This window comes from Mycobacterium hackensackense, from assembly GCF_025822555.1.
GTDB classification, from domain to species: domain Bacteria; phylum Actinomycetota; class Actinomycetes; order Mycobacteriales; family Mycobacteriaceae; genus Mycobacterium; species Mycobacterium fluoranthenivorans.
Genome location: NZ_JACKUC010000030.1, coordinates 996,621 through 1,012,449, shown reverse-complemented (window position 1 = coordinate 1,012,449; position 15,829 = coordinate 996,621). Strand labels below are relative to the sequence as shown.

General features: G+C 66.8%; 16 protein-coding genes. 10 read left to right on the top strand and 6 right to left on the bottom strand.

The genetic code is table 11. The features are described from left to right. Window positions 1-32: 32 nt before the first annotated feature. Window positions 33-605, bottom strand: a complete 573-nt coding sequence (locus H7J86_RS14260) for a TetR/AcrR family transcriptional regulator C-terminal ligand-binding domain-containing protein (RefSeq protein ID WP_235632922.1) — start codon at window positions 603-605, stop codon at window positions 33-35. Between the two features lie 282 nt (window positions 606-887). Here H7J86_RS14260 and H7J86_RS14255 point away from each other — a divergent pair, with 282 nt between their 5' ends. The 4 genes from H7J86_RS14255 (at window position 888) to H7J86_RS14240 (ending at window position 5,508) form a co-directional block, all read left to right on the top strand. Beyond that, window positions 888-1,187 (top strand): hypothetical protein, encoded by a 300-nt coding sequence (locus H7J86_RS14255; RefSeq protein ID WP_187097606.1) that lies wholly within the window; start codon window positions 888-890, stop codon window positions 1,185-1,187. Between the two features lie 165 nt (window positions 1,188-1,352). Beyond that, entirely contained in the window at window positions 1,353-3,056 is a 1,704-nt protein-coding gene (locus H7J86_RS14250; RefSeq protein ID WP_267291688.1) for a metallophosphoesterase, read from the top strand. A gap of 70 nt (window positions 3,057-3,126) precedes the next feature. After that, window positions 3,127-4,257, top strand: a complete 1,131-nt coding sequence (locus H7J86_RS14245) for a ferredoxin reductase (RefSeq protein ID WP_267291686.1) — start codon at window positions 3,127-3,129, stop codon at window positions 4,255-4,257. A gap of 12 nt (window positions 4,258-4,269) precedes the next feature. Next, entirely contained in the window at window positions 4,270-5,508 is a 1,239-nt protein-coding gene (locus H7J86_RS14240; protein ID WP_267291684.1) for a fatty acid desaturase family protein, read from the top strand. A 12-nt stretch (window positions 5,509-5,520) separates the two neighbouring features. On the opposite strand, the gene H7J86_RS14235 is transcribed toward H7J86_RS14240, so the two are convergent. Beyond that, on the bottom strand, window positions 5,521-6,045 hold the full coding sequence (locus H7J86_RS14235; RefSeq protein ID WP_090359332.1) for a hypothetical protein: 525 nt from the start codon (window positions 6,043-6,045) through the stop codon (window positions 5,521-5,523). Between the two features lie 320 nt (window positions 6,046-6,365). On the opposite strand from H7J86_RS14235, the gene H7J86_RS14230 reads away from it, so the two are divergent. Both H7J86_RS14230 and abc-f read left to right on the top strand, forming a co-directional pair. Continuing rightward, window positions 6,366-7,352 carry a glycoside hydrolase family 6 protein gene (locus tag H7J86_RS14230; RefSeq protein ID WP_187099147.1) on the top strand — a complete coding sequence of 329 codons (987 nt, stop codon included), beginning with the start codon at window positions 6,366-6,368 and terminating at the stop codon, window positions 7,350-7,352. Further along, entirely contained in the window at window positions 7,349-8,995 is a 1,647-nt protein-coding gene (gene abc-f / locus H7J86_RS14225; RefSeq protein WP_187097616.1) for a ribosomal protection-like ABC-F family protein, read from the top strand. The genes H7J86_RS14230 and abc-f overlap by 4 nt, the downstream gene beginning before the upstream one ends. Before the next feature lie 4 nt (window positions 8,996-8,999). Here abc-f and H7J86_RS14220 read toward each other — a convergent pair whose 3' ends face one another. The 3 genes from H7J86_RS14220 to H7J86_RS14210 all read right to left on the bottom strand — a co-directional run bounded on the left by H7J86_RS14220 (window position 9,000) and on the right by H7J86_RS14210 (window position 12,015). Next, window positions 9,000-9,224 carry a hypothetical protein gene (locus tag H7J86_RS14220; protein WP_090359329.1) on the bottom strand — a complete coding sequence of 75 codons (225 nt, stop codon included), beginning with the start codon at window positions 9,222-9,224 and terminating at the stop codon, window positions 9,000-9,002. 50 nt (window positions 9,225-9,274) lie between these two features. Beyond that, window positions 9,275-11,389 (bottom strand): MDR family MFS transporter, encoded by a 2,115-nt coding sequence (locus tag H7J86_RS14215; RefSeq protein WP_267291682.1) that lies wholly within the window; start codon window positions 11,387-11,389, stop codon window positions 9,275-9,277. Window positions 11,390-11,550: 161 nt separating this feature from the next. Beyond that, window positions 11,551-12,015 carry a hypothetical protein gene (locus tag H7J86_RS14210; RefSeq protein WP_267291680.1) on the bottom strand — a complete coding sequence of 155 codons (465 nt, stop codon included), beginning with the start codon at window positions 12,013-12,015 and terminating at the stop codon, window positions 11,551-11,553. Between the two features lie 337 nt (window positions 12,016-12,352). Between H7J86_RS14210 and H7J86_RS14205 the strand changes: the two genes are divergently transcribed. Genes H7J86_RS14205 through H7J86_RS14195 form a run of 3 tightly spaced genes read left to right on the top strand, consistent with a single transcriptional unit; the run spans window position 12,353 to window position 14,537 of the window. Beyond that, window positions 12,353-12,526: a hypothetical protein gene (locus H7J86_RS14205; protein ID WP_187099560.1), complete on the top strand. Its 174-nt coding sequence runs from the start codon at window positions 12,353-12,355 to the stop codon at window positions 12,524-12,526. Between the two features lie 21 nt (window positions 12,527-12,547). Continuing rightward, the gene (locus H7J86_RS14200; protein ID WP_187097619.1) at window positions 12,548-13,042 is read left to right on the top strand and encodes a GNAT family N-acetyltransferase; all 495 of its coding nucleotides are present in this window, start codon (window positions 12,548-12,550) and stop codon (window positions 13,040-13,042) included. A gap of 49 nt (window positions 13,043-13,091) precedes the next feature. Beyond that, on the top strand, window positions 13,092-14,537 hold the full coding sequence (locus H7J86_RS14195; protein ID WP_267291678.1) for a phospholipase D-like domain-containing protein: 1,446 nt from the start codon (window positions 13,092-13,094) through the stop codon (window positions 14,535-14,537). 18 nt (window positions 14,538-14,555) lie between these two features. Here the strand turns inward: H7J86_RS14195 and H7J86_RS14190 are convergent, their stop codons facing one another. Further along, window positions 14,556-15,536, bottom strand: coding sequence for an amidohydrolase family protein (locus H7J86_RS14190; RefSeq protein ID WP_267291676.1), 981 nt, complete (start codon window positions 15,534-15,536; stop codon window positions 14,556-14,558). Window positions 15,537-15,659: 123 nt separating this feature from the next. On the opposite strand from H7J86_RS14190, the gene H7J86_RS14185 reads away from it, so the two are divergent. Continuing rightward, window positions 15,660-15,827 carry a hypothetical protein gene (locus H7J86_RS14185; protein WP_090359320.1) on the top strand — a complete coding sequence of 56 codons (168 nt, stop codon included), beginning with the start codon at window positions 15,660-15,662 and terminating at the stop codon, window positions 15,825-15,827. The last annotated feature ends 2 nt before the right edge of the window (window positions 15,828-15,829 follow it).

The window sequence follows — 15,829 nt, the reverse complement described above, 5'->3', positions numbered from 1 at the left end:
AGGCACTGAGCCCAACCGCGGACCATAGGTGGTCAGGAACGCACCGCGTGCCACACCAGATCGGCCATCAGCCGGCAGTACTGCTCATCGATCGGTTCGCCGGTGAACAGGGCGCGCATATTGATCGGCGCCAACAGCATCTCGAGTACAACGGCCGGTTCGATACCGTCTCTCAGCTCGCCGCGATCGCGCGCCCGGGTGAACACGATGCCGAGCCGCTGCACGCGCACCCGCCACAACGTGCGCCGGATCTCGATGCCATCGAGAAACGGCTCGCCGATCAGGTGCGAACCCTGGATCTGATGGCCTTGATCGGATCCCAGATACGCGGCCATCCCGACGGCGAGCGCGTACAGATCGTCGCGAAGGGAACCGGTGTCGGGTGGCGCCGCCTCGCGTCCGGCACCGTCCAGAAGGACATCCATGATGAGTGCCGCTTCGTCCGTCCAGAACTCGAGGATCTCGTCCACCGGCAGACCGTTGCGATCCGCCAACGCCACGATGCTGAATCGATCGATACCCCACTTGGTCAGCTCCTGGCGGGCCGCCGCATGGACGAGTTCACGGAACTCGGGTGTCAGCCCTTCCGTCTCAATGGCGCTCAAAAGCAACCCCCCTTGGCGAATTCACCCATCCTAGCGGCCCTGTTGGCCGGGGCTGAGAAGGCTTCGCGGACGACCGGCGCAGCAACGTCGGACCGCGTCCGGGAAAGTCTGGAACCTGGAGCAAGCGCAAGTGCATTGAGAATCAGCGAGTCGGGGCAGGCCCGCCGAGGCGGACGGCGGCGGCGAAACGGTTTGTCTTGCAGGGAGATTGATCCTGACCTTGATCGCACCGTTGCCCCCCGGCGATATCGGGTGGATCGTGGAGGGATGTGGTGCGCGCGGATGGTGGTCGGGGCGGTGCTGACCGCTGCGGCGCTGACCGCCGCCCCCACCGCGCGCGCGGAGGGGGCCGATGCGGTCATCGCCGACCTCGAAGACCAGGGATACCTCGTCCAGATCAACTGGGTGAACGGCTACGACACCAAACCGCTGTCCTCGTGCACGGTGGTCGCCGTGAACAATCCCGATCACTCGGGTGCGCCGCCGGCGACCGGTGACACCGTCTACGTCGACGTGCGCTGCCCGAACCACAACGATGACGATCCGGGCGGTGAATTCGGCATCGGTATCGGGTTCGGCTGAGCCGGATCGAATTTGCGCACTCGTCGAACATGTTGCCATGCGGCCTCTTACGGTTCCTCGCAGCCGGGACCCATCCCGCAGAAGTTAGGTCGTTCACTGGAAGTTCGGTCCGGGTTTCCCCGCTGCGTTACGCATCTCGGCGCGATCTGAGCCACCATCGGTGGAATGGTCCGCAACTCACCCCCCGACGCCAGGGACGTACCCGACACCGGGATTCCGGTGGGGATTGCGGCCCCCATGAGCATGGCCGAGCGCCATCACTGGCATCTGAACTACCTGCGAAGCAGGCCGGTCTCCCGCCGGCTCTTCCTCGGTGGGGCGGCGGCCGCCGCAGCGATCGCCGCGGTGGGCCGGTCCCCGTTCGGGGTCCGTGCCTATGCGGACGACGCGCCCCTGGGGGTGGCCAACCGCCGGGTGGGGTACGGCTCGGATGCCTCGACTCAGCTGCGGCTGTCCGCGCAGCTCTCCCGAAATCCCAAAGGCACGAGAGTTTTCCTGGACCACGGCCCGACGGCCGACCTGGGCGCGACGGTGCAGGCCGAGATCCGGAATCTGGTGACGCAGATCCCCGATGGCCGCGGCGGTGTGCTGGCCGCCGAACAGTTCTACGTGCACGCCCCGATCGACGGTCTGCCGGGCGCGGCGGCGCACCACTACCGCTGGCGCACCGACGACGGCTTCCTCGGCGATGTGCGCTCGGCCTCGACGGCGATGCCGAGCGCCAGGGCGGCCACCGGCCCGTTCCGGTTCACCATGATCGGAGACCAGGGCACCGACGACACGCCGGTGCTGCCGCCCGGCCTCGCCGCCGGCGAGTACGACGACCGCTACTACAAGCCCGACAACGATCCGGACGTGCCGCACACGGCCAACGTGCTGCGCCAGATCATCGCGGCACGCCCCGACTTCCACGTGCTGGCCGGCGATATCGCGTACGCCGATCCGTCGGGCATGGGCAAGCCGGGTGCGTTCATCGGCCCGGGCGGTACGCCGCCCGCGGGCTTCGACAAGTTCAACCCCTTCGTCTGGGATGTCTACCTGGGCTCCATCGAAGGCAGCGCCTCGACGACGCCGTGGATGTTCGCCACCGGCAATCACGATATGGAGGCGGCGTACGGGACACACGGGTACGGGGGCCACCTCGCCAGGCTGGATTTTCCCGGCAACGGCCCCGCGAACTGCCCGTCGGTGTACTCGTTCGTCTACGGCAACGTCGCGGTGCTGTCGCTGGACGCCAACGACGTGAGCTACGAGATCACCGCCAACACCGGATACTCCGGGGGTGCCCAAACAACCTGGACGGCAAGGACACTCGCGGCGCACCGAGCCAACCCGGACATCGACTTCATCGTCTGCTTCTTCCACCACTGCGCGTACTCCACCACCGACGCACACGCCAGCGACGGCGGCGTGCGGGCGGCATGGTGCGACCTGTTCGACCGATACCAGGTCGACCTCGTCCTGCAGGGCCACAATCACGTGTTCGAGCGCACCGACCCGATCCGGGGTGGGGCACCGACGACGGTCGCCCTGGACAACTCCGTGGTCTATCCCGCCACGGACGGCACGGTCTACTACACCGTCGGGTGCGGCGGCCGCCCGCGATACGGCTTCCAGCCCGGTGAACTGGAGAGCTACCGCGGCCACGTGCTCGACGATCTGAGCGTGCCGAACAGCTATGTCTGGAACGCCGCCGGGGGCAAGCAGGCCGAGGCGGTCAACTGGTCGCGGGTGCGGTTCCGCAACTACGCGTTCCTACGGGTCGACGTCCGGCCCGGCGTCCTGGTCAGTGAGATGGACGTGACGGCCGTCGACGAATACGGACGAGAGTTCGACACACTCACCTACCGGCGCCCCGTGCGCACCTGAGAACGCTGCGGACGGGATTTCGGAGCGGCTCGAGGTGTGAACTACCTTACTCGCGGGTAATAACACCGGCATGGTCACAGCGATGCGCCGGCTGGCCCGGTGGAGTATCCGGCCCGCCAAGAATGTCGAGACGGCTGTCAGCCCGAAGGTGAACGTGCTGCGCGGGTTGACCGCTCGCGCCACCACCCCGTTGCTTCCCGATGACTACCTGAAGATGGTGAACCCGCTGTGGTCGGCACGGGAGCTGCGTGGCGAGGTGGTCGATGTGCGGCGCGAGACCGAGGACACCGCGACGGTGACGATCAAACCGGGTTGGGGTTTCGCGGCCGACTACCAGCCGGGGCAGTACGTCGGGATCGGGCTGCGGGTCGACGGCCGCTGGCACTGGCGATCCTATTCGCTGACCTCGGTACCGCAGCGCGGTGCCAAGCACATCACCATCACCGTCAAGGCCACACCGGAGGGCTTCCTGTCGTCGCACCTGGTCAACGGCGTCGCGCCGGGAACCATCGTGCGGCTGGCGAAACCCAAGGGCGACTTCGCCTTACCCAACCCGACGCCGGAGAAGCTGCTCTTCATCAGCGCGGGCAGCGGTATCACCCCGGTGATCGCCATGCTGAGGTCCTTGTCGGTCCGCGGGCAGCAGCCCGATATCGTGCACGTGCACTCCGCCCCGTCGGAAGCATCCGTCATCTTCCGAGACGAACTGCGGGCACTCGAAGAGCGGCATTCCAGTTACCGGCTGCACCTTCAGCTCACCGAGACTGCCGGGCATCTGGACTTCACCAGGTTGGACGGTGCGGTTCCGGACTGGCGAGCCCGGTCGACGTGGGCATGCGGCCCGGCCCAGATGCTCGACGATGTCGAGGACGCGTTTCACCGGGTGGGTCTCGATGATGCCCTGCACGTCGAGCGGTTCACGATCGAACGGACCGACAAAGGCGGTGAGGGCGGCACGGTGACCTTCGCGGTATCCGGCAAATCGATCGAGATCGACGGTGCCACTTCACTTCTCGAAGCCGGTGAGAAGGTGGGTATCCAGATGCCGTTCGGGTGCCGGATGGGGATCTGTCAGACCTGTGTGTTGCCCCTGGAGGAGGGGCATGTGCGTGATTTCCGCTCGGGCGTCGAGCACGGGGCCGGGGATCGGATCAACACCTGCGTCTCGACCGCGTCCGGTAACTGCACACTCAAGGTCTAAGGGGGAACAGTCATGGCCATCACGGATATCAAGCGGTACGCACATCTGACGCCGGACGATGTGGAAGCGCTTGCCCGCGAACTGGATACGATCAGATCGGATATCGAAGAGTCGCGCGGCGAACGCGATGCCCGCTATATCCGGCGGGCCATCCAGCTTCAGCGCGGTCTGGCTGTCGGTGCCCGTGTCCTGCTGTTCGCCAGTCACCACAAGGGGGCCCGCCGGGCCGGTATCGCGATGCTGGCGACGGCGAAGATCATCGAGAACATGGAGTTGGGGCACAACATCACCCATGGTCAGTGGGACTGGATGAACGATCCGGAGATCCATTCGACCGAGTGGGAATGGGACACCACCTCTCCCACCGAACACTGGAAGAAGTCGCACAACTTCATCCACCACAAGTACACCAATGTCGTCGGCCTCGACGACGATATCGGCTACGGCATCATGCGGCTGACGCGAGATCAGCGGTGGGAACGCTGGATGATCGGCAACCCGGTGTACAACCTGCTGCTGGGCACATTCTTCGAATGGGGCGTTGCCGCACACGGTCTGGAGACGGCGAAGGTCCGCGCCAAGGAGAAGTCCTGGGCCGAGGTCCGCAAAGACCTCCGGGTGATCGGTAAGAAGGTGGGTAAACAAGTCGGCAAGGACTACCTCGTCTTCCCGGCACTGTCCGGCAAAAACTGGAAGAGCACGGTCAAGGCGAATGCGGTCGCGAACCTGATCCGCAACTACTGGTCGTATATGGTCATCTTCTGCGGGCACTTTCCCGACGGCGCAGAGAAATTCACTCGCCAGGAGTTCGAGAACGAGACGCCGGCGGAATGGTATCTGCGCCAGCTGCTGGGCTCGGCGAACTTTCGCGCGGGTCCGCTGATGGCGTTCATGAGCGGGAACCTGTGCTACCAGATCGAGCACCACCTGTTCCCCGACCTGCCCAGCAATCGCTACGCGGAGATCAGTGAGCGGGTGCGGGCGCTGTGCGAGAAGTACGATCTGCCGTATACGACGGGATCGCTTCCGCGCCAGTACTTCCAGTCGTTCTGGACCATCGTCAAGCTCGCGCTCCCGGACAAGCTCCTCACGGCGACGTCCGACGACGCGCCGGAGACGAACTCCGAACTGAAATTCCGGATCCGGGCCGGTATGCGGGAGAGCTTCGGCGTCGATCCGGCCACCGGGCGGCGGCGCGGGCTGCGCACGGCGATCCGCGAACTGGAGACCGCGGCGATGGCCACCGGCTAGGCCGGTCGGCGATCAGCGCGGTTCGGTGCCTTTCAGAAGGAACTTGGCCGCCGCGAAGGACCGTGCGGCGCCTTTGAAATCGTCGTTCAGCCGACCGAACTCGCTGAAGGGTGAGGTCAGGCTCAAGGTCGAGCAGTGCGTGGTCAAGTCGTCGAGGTGAACCGTCAGCTGCCGCAGCGCAGCGGTGAGGGCACGATCGGGCGTCGGCAGGGAGGCGCGGATGCGTTGGTTGATGGCGGTCACATCGCGGCAGACGGCGTGCATACCGGCGAAGTCGCCGCGGGTGATGGTCGCCATCAATCGGTCGGAAGCCGCCGCCAGCGAGCTCAGCGGTTGACCCTGCTCCCGCCGCCAGACGCTGACGGGTTTACTGCTGTACAACCGAACTCGTTCAGCACTCTGCGTACTGGCGGCCAGCGCAGGGGCCGACACGGCCGTGGTGTGCACTACGCCTCGGTCGGACTGGAGCGCGCCGTCGGCACCGACCACGCCAAGTGCCAGCGCCAAGATCACCGCGAGCCGGTGGGAGCGTTTCACTGTGCGTGCTCACATACTTTTTCGAGTCGGGGCAGGTCCGGTGGGCACTCTATCTCACCGTCGGTGGGGTCGGTGCCGTTTGCATTCGGCACGTCGACCCTCGGGTTGAAGTCGAGGGTTGTCGGCCGCGCGCAGCGAACAGTCGGGGGAACCTGGCGTGGTTGCTGTCGTGTCCACGCCTCGGTAAGGGCGCTGTATGAACGCTTTTGGCGCGTTGCCTCATGATTTGCCGACCAGCGGCCCCAGCATCGTTCGGGATCGGCGCAGCGGGCCGCTGTAATTGGCACTCATTGTGTTGCGACACTATGTTTTTGGGCGTGATGTCCTCAGCTGCCGGCGTGGTCGCTCGGTGGGTCGCTCCGTTGTTGACCGTGGCGGCCATGGCGGGCGTGGGCCTCGTCGCCGGTCCGGTGCAGACCCCCGCCATCCGCCTGGTCGACGATGCCAACCCGCTCGCGGGAATGCCGTTCTATGTCAACCCCGGGTCGGCCGCCATGCGGGCGGCGCAGAGTGCGGACCCGCCCAGTCCACAGTTGACCGCCATCGCGAACACCCCGCAGGGGTACTGGATGGACCGGTTGTCCACCCCGGCGGTCGACGCGGCATACATCGCCGCCGCGCAGGCCGCGGGCACCAGACCGGTGCTGGCCCTCTACGGAATCCCGCACCGCGACTGCGGCAACTTCTCCGCCGGCGGGTTCTCCTCGGCGGACGCCTACCGAGGCTGGATCGACGGAGTCGCGGCGGCCATCGGTTCCGGGCCGGCCGCGGTCATCCTCGAACCCGATGCGCTCGCCATGGCCGACTGCCTGTCGGCCGGCCAGCGTCAGGAGCGTCTCGACCTGATCCGGTACGGCGTCGACACCCTGACCCGGAACCCGGCCACCGCCGTCTACATCGATGCGGGTCATTCCCGCTGGACCAGCGTCGACAAGATGGCGGCCATGCTCAACGACGTCGGCGTGGCCAAGGCCAGGGGCTTCAGTCTCAACACCGCGAACTTCTTCACCACCGAGGAGGAGATCGGCTACGGCGAGGCGATCTCCGGACTGACCAACGGCGCGCACTACGTCATCGACACCTCGCGCAACGGCGTCGGACCGGTCGACAGCGATTCGTGGTGCAATCCCGCCGGCCGGGCCCTCGGCACGCCGCCCACCACCGCCACCGCCGGCGCACACGCGGATGCCTACCTGTGGATCAAGCGTCCCGGCGAATCGGACGGGTCGTGCGGGCGGGGCGACCCCGGAGCGGGCCGCTTCATGAACCAGTACGCGATCGATCTGGCGAGCAAAGCGGGTCTGTGACCGCAACCCTCGTCGCTTCGAACGTGGCAGGCGGTTACGCCCACCGCACCCTCTTCGAGGGCCTCGACGTGACGGTGGCGCCGGGCGATGTGATCGGTGTCGTGGGCGCCAACGGTGCCGGCAAGAGCACGCTGCTGCGCATCCTGGCCGGCGATCTCGCCCCGCTGGAGGGCACGGTCAGCGTCGCGCCGGCCGACGCATTCATCGGATGGCTGCCGCAGGAACACGAACGGGTGCCCGGTGAGACCGTCGCCGGCTACATCGCACGCCGGACGGGCTGCGCGGAGGCGACTCTGGCCATGGAGACCGCGGCGGCGGCGCTGGCCGAGTCGGATACCGCTGCGGACACCTACTCACGCGCGCTGGATCACTGGCTCGCCACCGGCGCGGCAGATCTCGACGAGAGGCTGCCCGCGGTGCTGGCAGACCTGGGGTTCGACCCGCAGGCCGTACCGCCGGAGTCGACCGAGATGACGTCGCTGTCGGGCGGACAGGCGGCCCGGGTGGGTCTGGCGGCGCTGGTGCTCTCGCGATTCGACATCGTGCTGCTCGACGAGCCGACCAACGATCTCGACCTCGACGGCCTCGACCGGCTGGAGCGTTTCATCTCCGACCTGCGCGGCGGTGTGGTGCTGGTGAGCCATGACCGGGAGTTCTTGGCCCGCAGTGTCACCCGAATTCTGGAACTCGATCTGGCGCAGAACACCACGACGGTGTTCGGCGGCGGCTACGAAAGCTATCTGGAAGAGCGGGAGGTGGGGCGGCGGCACCGGCGCGAACAGTACGACGAATTCGCCGACAAGAAGGCCGATCTGGTGGCACGCGCACGCGTCCAACGGGAGTGGTCCAGTCAGGGCGTGCGCAACGCGATGCGCAAGGCCCCCGACAACGACAAGAACCGGCGCCGTGCGCAAACCGAGTCCAGCGAGAAGCAGGCGCAGAAGGTGCGCCAGATGGAGAGCCGGATCGCCCGCCTCGAGGAAGTCGAGGAGCCGCGCAAGGAGTGGACGCTGCAGTTCACCATCGGCGCCGCACCGCGGTCCAGCTCGGTCGTCGCGACACTCGACAAAGCCGTTGTCCGCCAGGACGATTTCGTGCTCGGCCCGGTGTCGTTACAGGTGGCCGCCGGCGAGCGGATCGGTATCACCGGCCCCAACGGGGCGGGCAAGTCGACCTTGTTGCGGCTGCTGCTGGGGCACCGAAAGCCCGATGACGGCCGGGCCACCCTCGGTGCGAATGTCGCCATCGGCGAGATCGACCAGGCCCGGGCCGAGTTCTCCGGTCCGGGGCGGCTCCTCGACCGTTTCGAGCAGCAGATGCCGTCGTGGTCGACCGCCGACGTGCGCACCCTGCTCGCGAAGTTCGGGCTGGGTGCCGACCATGTCGAGCGCGCGGTCGACGGGCTCTCTCCCGGTGAGCGCACCCGCGCCGGGATGGCCTTGCTTCAGGCCCGCGGCGTGAACGTGCTGGTGCTCGACGAGCCGACCAACCATCTGGACCTGCCCGCCATCGAACAACTCGAGCAGGCACTCGAAACCTATGACGGCGCATTGCTGTTGGTGACGCACGACCGCAGGATGCTGGAGAACGTGCGGCTGGACCGGACGTGGCGAGTGGCAGACGGTCAGGTCGACCAGCGATAGCTGGTCAGTCGGCCGGTTGCTCGGCGCGGCGGCTGTCGAACGCGAAGAGGACCAGGCTGGCGACGAATCCGGTGGCAGCGACGACGGCGAGCAACACCGCCACGGCGGTGTGTCCGCCGAGCGCAAGCGCGAGCGACCCGGTGATCGCGATCAATGCCGCAAAGTTCAGGAGGAGCCCGATGGTGGCGGGTGCATCATCGCGTCCCGGCGGGGTGACTGGTGTGCTCATGGCGATCCATGTACCCACTCCGGCGGCGCGGAAAACCGCGGGGTGTTCTCCTAGGGCGATCGATTGAACCGGAACGGCTGAGTCGGCGGCTCACCTGCCGGAGCCCCCAGTTTCAGCGGCCGGGGTTCCTCGCGCTCCGCGATCCGTTCCAGCAGCACGCCGCGCGCGATACGGTCGAGAGCACCCTGCACCTGCATGCGATCCGCCCGGCCGCCGAGACCGGCGCTGAAATCCTCTGACTGCGACAGTGATTCGGTGATCCAGCTGGAGATGAGGTCGCGGGCCTTGTTGATCTCGGCGGCGCCGGCGGGTGTCAGCGAGAACTGGTCGGCGACCCGCGTCGCGTACCGGGTGGCGACCAGCCGGTCGAAGGTGGGCTCCAGGATCTGGCGCGGCACCCGGCGCTCCTCGGCGATGTCGACGATATCCGCGGTCCCGGTGACCGACGCGTGCCGGTAGATCTGCATCAGCGCCCACAGGGCCGCGGTATCGACCCGGCTGCGCGGGGAACGTGCGAGCGCCTCCAGGTCGACGCCGTGGCTGCGTTGCAGCAGCCGCCCGATCGCGACTTCGAGCAGCTTCTCCGGAGATTCGATGGTCGGCATGCCGAAGCCCTCGCCCATATCGGTGCTGCCGCTCGCGGCGGTGTCGCGCAGCGGAACCTGCTTGAGGAACCACGCCAGGATGAAACCGATGACGGCGACCGGTGCCGCGAACAGGAACACCCGGCTGAGCGAGTCGGCGTAGGCGTCGATGATGGGGGCGGCCACCTCGTGGGACAGCTGGTGCAAAACCTGCGGGGAGGTGGCCGCCTGGGCCGGGGCGCCGCTTCGGGCCATCGCCGCGGGAAGGCGGTCGTCGAGGAAGTTCGAGAACATCGATCCGAAGATCGCGGCCCCGAATGAGCTGCCGATCGTGCGGAAGAACGTGACCCCGGAGGTCGCCACGCCGAGGTCGGTGAAGTCGACGGTGTTCTGCACGACCAGGACCAGCACCTGCATGCTCAGGCCGATCCCGGTACCCAGCACCAGCAGGTACAGCGACTGAACCAGGGTGGAGGTGCCGGCATCCATCTGGGAGAGCAGCACGAAGCCGAGCGCCATGATGGCGGTGCCCGCGATGGGGAAGATCTTGTAACGCCCGGTACGACCGACGATCACACCGCTGCCCAGGGATGTCACCAGCAGTCCCGCAACCATGGGCAGGGTGCGTAACCCGGAGGCGGTGGCCGAGACGCCGTCGACGAACTGCATATAGGTCGGCAGGAAGGTCAGCGCGCCGAGCATCGCGAAGCCCACCACGAACGACAGCACACAACACACGGTGAAGACGGGGTTGGCGAACAACCGGATGGGCAGGATCGGTTCGACGGCGCGCCGCTCGGCGGCGACGAAAGCGATGAGTGCCGCCGCGGACCCGACGAAGAGCGCAAGGATGATCGGCGAGCCCCAGGCGTAGGTGGTGCCGCCCCAGCTGGTGGCCAGCGTCAGCCCGGCGGCACCGAGGCCGATGAGCACGATGCCCGCATAGTCGAGGACCGGCCGCGCGGTGCGGTGCAACTCCGGGATGGCCACGGCCGCGATCGCGATCACCACGACGGCCACCGGCACATTCACCCAGAACGCCCATCGCCAGGTGAGGTGGTCGGTGAACAGTCCGCCGAGCAACGGGCCGATGACGGTGGTGACACCGAAGACCGCGCCGAGCGCCCCCTGGTAGCGGCCGCGTTCCCGGAGCGGGATCACCTCGCCGATCACCGCGACCGCCGTCACGGTAATGGCGCCACCCCCGAGTCCCTGCAGAGCCCGTGACGCGACCAGCATCTCCATCGACTGAGCCAGGCCGCACAGGATCGAACCCGCCAGGAACAGCAGGACCGCCAGTTGGAACACCTTCTTGCGGCCGAAGATGTCGCCGAGCTTGCCGACCACCGCGGTCACGATCGTCGACGCGAGCAGATAGCTGGTGACCACCCAGGCCTGATGGCCGGCGCCACCGAGATCCGCCACGACGGTCGGCAGCGCCGTCGCGACGATGGTCTGGTCCAGGGCGGCCAGCAGCATGCCGAGCACCACCGCCAGAAAGGTGAGATTGCGCTGGCGGTGGTTCGCGGGGTCGACGGGCGGTACCGGGTCGGCGGCCCGTGGTGATGTGCTCACGGACATCGCTGCGTTCCTCCTGTGCACTGGTGGTGACCGTGGTCGACATACCCGTGTCGGCCGGTGATGACACGTGCGTCGCAGGGGCCATCACATCTCAGTGGGATGGGAACGCGCTATGAGTCAGCTGAGCGCAGTGGATGAGTTCCCGCTCGGTGGTAGGCAGGTCATCTGACCGGGCTCGCGCTCCGCGGTGCGGGGGTGTGGAAGACCGGGGCGGCTTGGGTGGCGCGGCGCTGACGGCGCTGGTCGCGCATGATCCACCGGTTGAGAACCCGCTCGTCCCTGGGGGTCACGGTGCGGTTCTGGCGGGCCAGCAGATCCAGCTGCTCCCAGCTGAGACCGTCCAGGTCGCCGTCGGCGTCATGGGTCGCCACGACGATGCTGCCACGCAGCAGCGGGACCGTCTTCGCGGTGAAAGATGTGGTCGCCAAGAGTAATTCGGAGGCCCGGCGATTGACGCGGCGCTGGCACCGCCGCGATGTCGGGCTGAACCAGAAGTCGAACTGCCGGTCAGCGCTGGTCAGGCACTGCAGCCCTTGATCGTGGATGAGCTGGGTGATATCGGCCTGGGTGTAGGCGCGGGTTTCATAGACGGCGCCGGTGGCGCTGAAGTAGAGGACGGTGTTCATGGTGATGACCCATTCGGCTCTTTCTCTGTGGACGGGTTGCGCCGGCGCCCCGGCGCTGTTACCAGAGATACCCGTGTGACAATTGGGGTAAACGTCGATAACGGTTCGGATAATTCCCGCGAAGCGCAGCGCGCACGTCCGGTACCTCCGTGAATCTGCACGGTGTTTAGCCGGCGCGCACTCGACGGATGACCGGTGGCGGCATCCCGGCGCCACATTCTGCCAACCGTGCGCCAATTTCTGCCAGCGGAATTAATGGCACTGACCTGCGTGTTGTGGAAGTCAGACCGGCCAGGAGAACCCCGAACCGGTAAATCGACTCCATAACGAAGGACTGATGAAAATGAAGAAGTTCGGATTTGCCAGCATCATCGCCACCGGATTCGCCGCCGCCCTGGTCGGGTTGGCCGCGCCGGCTCAGGCCGATATCACCCACCACGACTGGGTGCACGAAATCCAGCAGCACGCGAGCACCGGCCAGGTGACGTCGACCTTCGGCAACGGCCGGTGACCGGCTTGTAGCGTGTCGTGGATGTGTGTGGGGCCGGTCGAGTTCGTGGAGGTACGGCAGGACGATCCGCTGGCGGCGCCGCTGCTGGCGGAACTCGGCCGGGAGTACCAGGCGCGCTACGGCGATCTGAGCGGTACGGAATACGCCGATATGCGCAGCTATCCCGCCGAGCAGTTCGCCCCGCCGGGCGGGGTGCTCGTGGTGGGACTGTCCGGTGGAATACCGGTGGCCGGGGGCGCTTTTCGCCGCCTGGACGCATCGACGGCCGAGCTGAAACGGATCTGGACATCGTCGGAGCACCGTGGTCGCGGTTACGGCAAGCTCGTGGTGGCCGAGCTGGAGCGCATTGCGCGTGAACGCGGCTATCGGCGGGTGTACCTGACCACCGGTCCCCGCCAGCCCGAGGCGGTGGCGTTGTATCTGTCGACCGGATACACCGCGCTGTACGACCGGGCGTTACCCGCAGAGCAGATCGGTGTGCACGCTTTCGAGAAGCAGCTCGGCGCAGCCGGGTAGGCGACGTCACAGACCAGCGTCGCCTGCGCCGGTGTGGTAGACAGCGGCTGTGTCTGGCGATTTCGTGCTTGAGCCGGGCCGGACGTGCTGGCGGGTGGAACACGCCGACAAGGTCGCCTTCATCGTCGACGGTGCGGACTACTTACGGCACGTCAAGGCCGCGATGCTGCGTGCCCGCCATCGGATCATGCTGATCGGCTGGGATTTCGACGGCCGGACCACCATGGAGCAGGGCCAGACCACGCTGCCCGGGCCCAATCAGTTGGGGGCACTGCTGTACTGGCTGCTGTGGAAGCGGCCCGGCCTGGAGATCCACGTCCTGAAGTCCAATCTGCGGCTGCTCCCGGTGTTCGACGATCTCTGGTACGGGCTGACGCCGGTGACGGTGCTGAATCGGCTCAGCGGCAGGCGAATCCGATTCGCGGTGGACGGCCGGCATCCCACGGGTGCGGTCCACCATCAGAAGATCGTGGTCATCGACGACGTGCTGGCCTTCTGTGGCGGTATCGACCTCACGCTGGGACGCTGGGATACCTCAGAACACTTGGACGACAGCGTGTTCCGCCGGGACTACGGCCCTCGGCACGAGATCGCCGCGGCGATCGACGGTGCGGCCGCGAGCGGGCTGGGTGATCTGGCCCGGGACCGATGGGAGGCGGCCACCGGTCAGTCCTTGGACCGGCTGGAGGTGACGAACCAGGCGTGGCCGCGCGGTCTGGAACCCGACGCGACCGATGTCGGGGTGGGTATCGCGCGGACCATCCCTGACCTCCCGGGCCGCGACGAGGTACGCGAGGTGGAGGCGCTGAACCTGGCAGCCATCGCGGCCGCCCGGCGGACCGTCTATCTGGAGAATCAATACCTGGCCTCCCGGCGTCTCGCCGAAGCGCTCGCCGAGCGGCTACGGGACCCGGACGGGCCGGAGATCGTCATCGTGCTGCCCCGCCGGTCCGAGAGCCGGTTGGAGCAGGAATCGATGGACAGCGCACGCAAGCTGCTGCTCGAAGAGCTCTGGGCTGCCGACAACCAGCACCGGCTGGGCGTCTACTGGCCGGTGACCGAAGCCGGCGCGCCGATCTATGTCCATTCCAAGATCCTGGTCATCGATGACAGGTTGCTGCGCATCGGCTCGTCCAACCTGAACAACCGGTCGATGGGCTTCGACAGCGAGTGCGATGTGGCCATCGAGTCGGGCCCGGCAGATGACACCCTCCGGCAGACGGTTACCGCTTTCCGGAACCGGCTGATCAGCGAACATCTGGGTGTCGCCGCCGGCGACTTCGAAGCAGCACTGCAGGACGGCGCGACCTTCCTGCAGGCCACCGAGGCACTGATCGGCGAGGGCAGGACGCTGCGCCGGTTCGCCGCGGATACGGTTGCCGGCGAAGGCAGTCCGCTCGCGGAGAACGAGCTGATGGATCCCGACCACGTGCCCAGCTCACTGGCCACCAGCCTGCGGCGACTCCTCACCAGGCTGGGCAACTCGCGCAGGTGAACGGCCGGTGGCCCCGCATCACCGGGACGGATCCGGTATCCGGTCGCCGAACAGTCGCAGCGCGTTCTGGTAGCCGACTTTGCGGCGGTCGGCCTCACTCATCGGATACGAGGCCAGGAATTCGGCGCCGGCGACGTTGTCATCCATCGGATAGTCCACCGAGAACATCACCCGATCGGCGCCGAGCACCGACAGTGTGCAGGCCATGGCCGGCGGGGAGAAGTTTCCGCTCGTGGTGACGTAGAAGTTGTCCCGCAGATACTGCGACGGGAGTTTGGCCAGATCGCCGCCTGATCCGCCCAGTCCGTAGTAGCGGTCGGTACGAAAGGCGGTGAACGGCAACATCTCTCCGAGGTGGCCCAGGATCATCTGGAGTTTCGGATGCCGGTCGAACAGTCCGGAATAGATCAGCCGGAGTGCATGCGTACCGGCTTCGACCGCGAAACCCCAGGATGCGAGGTGCAGACCCTGATCGGTGTACGGGGCGAACCAGGCCGCCATAACCGCCGGGTGTGGTGTGGTCGGGTGCAGGTAGATGGGCACACCCAAGCTCTCGGCAGCGTCGAACAGCGGCTCATACGCGGGATCGTCGAGATACCGCCCATGGGTGTGACCGTTGATCAGTGCACCGGCGAAGCCGAGGTCGGTGACTGCGCGGCGCAACTCGAGGGCTGCGGCATCCGGATTCTGGGTGGCCAGCGTCGCGAAGGCGCCGAATCGATCGGGGTACTGCCGTACCGTCTCGGCCACCTCGTCGTTGGCCCGGCGCGCGTAGTCCACCGCCAGCGCGGGGTCGGTGTATTCCTGTACGCCGGGATCGAACAGAGACAGGATCTGGAAGTCGATGCCGGCGGCGTCCATCTGCTCAAGCCGTAACGGCCCGCGATCATAGAGCCGGTCGTAGCCGAGCTGATTGTGTGTGCGCAACCAGCCCGCCACCGCGTTGCCGTCGCTGACGGGATCCCAGGCGAAATGCTCTTCCAGCGCGATCAGGTGCATGCCGCTGAGGATACGTAGGGCGACTGCCACTCGGCGGTCAATTTCTGCCATCGGAATTACCGGGCCGGGCCGGGCGTTACCTAGGCCAGAAGCAACCCGAGCCTCCCACGAAAGGGATTGGAAATGAAGAAGTTTGGATTCGCCGGAGTCATCGCCACCGCGTTCGCCGCCGCCGTCGTCGGACTGGCTGCGCCCGCGCAGGCCGATATCGCCCATCACGAGTGGGTGCACGACAACCAGCAGCGTGCCACCACCGGTCAGGTGACAGCGACCTTCGGCAACGGTCGCTGATC